1 protein-coding gene is annotated in these 1,148 nt (G+C 40.5%); it reads left to right on the plus strand.

The features are described from left to right. Window positions 1–1,067, plus strand: a 1,067-nt coding sequence (locus ES677_RS15110; protein WP_148381722.1) for a reverse transcriptase domain-containing protein, incomplete at its 5' end; no start/stop codon positions are given. Window positions 1,068–1,148: the final 81 nt, after the last annotated feature.

A 1,148-nucleotide genomic window follows, 5' to 3' on the forward strand; every position in this document is an offset into this window, starting at 1 on the left:
CCCGTCTTTTAGGTATCCCAACAGTAATAGATAGGTGTCTACAACAGGCAGTAAGCCAGCTACTAATAACCAAATTCGAGTACGGATTTGAGCCCTTTAGTTTCGGTTTTCGACCTAAGAAGAACATCCATAAAGCAGTACTACAAGCTCAGGAATACATCAATGATGGCTTCCAAAACATTGTAGATATCGACTTAAAAGGATTCTTCGACGCGGTAGAACATAGCCTACTATTACAACTAATTTACAAGAAAGTAGACTGCCCAGTCACGCTGCGATTAATTCGCAAATGGTTACGAGCGCCCATACTTATAAAAGGGCGCTTAGTTAAACGGCGAAAAGGCATACCGCAAGGCAGCCCACTAAGCCCGTTATTATCTAATATCTTATTAGATGTTTTAGATAAATTTCTTAGCAACAAAGGGTTTCGTTATGTCCGCTATGCAGACGATTTTAGTATTTATACAACATCGAAAGCAAAAGCAAAGCAAATAGGGAATCAGGTGTATCTTTTTCTAAAAGACACATTACATCTTCCAATAAACGGAGCAAAAAGTGGCATACGTCGCCCCGTAAATTTCGAGTTGTTAGGACATAGCTTTGTACCCATTTATAAGAAAGGTGTAAAAGGGCAATACCAACTTGTTGTAAGCAAAAGCGGTTGGGATAAATTCAAACGGAAACTAAAACTTTTAACCAAGAAAACCAATCCAGTATCTTTAACAGAACGTTTAAGCCGCCTCACACAAGTGTGTCGAGGATGGCTTAACAACTATCGTTTAACAAACAGTTATACAAAACTTAAAAAGTTAGATGAATGGTTGCGAAACCGCCTGCGGTATTGCATTTGGCACCATTGGAAGAAAGCAGAAAGGAAACGTAAGAATTTAATACGTCTAGGAATAGAAGAAGGACAAGCTTATGCTTGGAGCAGAACCCGAATGGGAGGCTGGGCAGTAGCCCAAAGTCCTATATTAGGGACTACACTAACCCTATCTAGACTAAAGCGAAGAGGGTATAAACCGATGATAGATTACATAAACAAAATACAAACTTCGATTTGGTGAACCGCCGTATACGAGACCCGTACGTACGGTGGTGTGAGAGGCGCACTGGCAATCATTCGATTGTCAGCCGTCTACTCGATT

It is taken from the genome of Bizionia gelidisalsuginis (assembly GCF_008086185.1).
GTDB classification, from domain to species: domain Bacteria; phylum Bacteroidota; class Bacteroidia; order Flavobacteriales; family Flavobacteriaceae; genus Bizionia; species Bizionia saleffrena.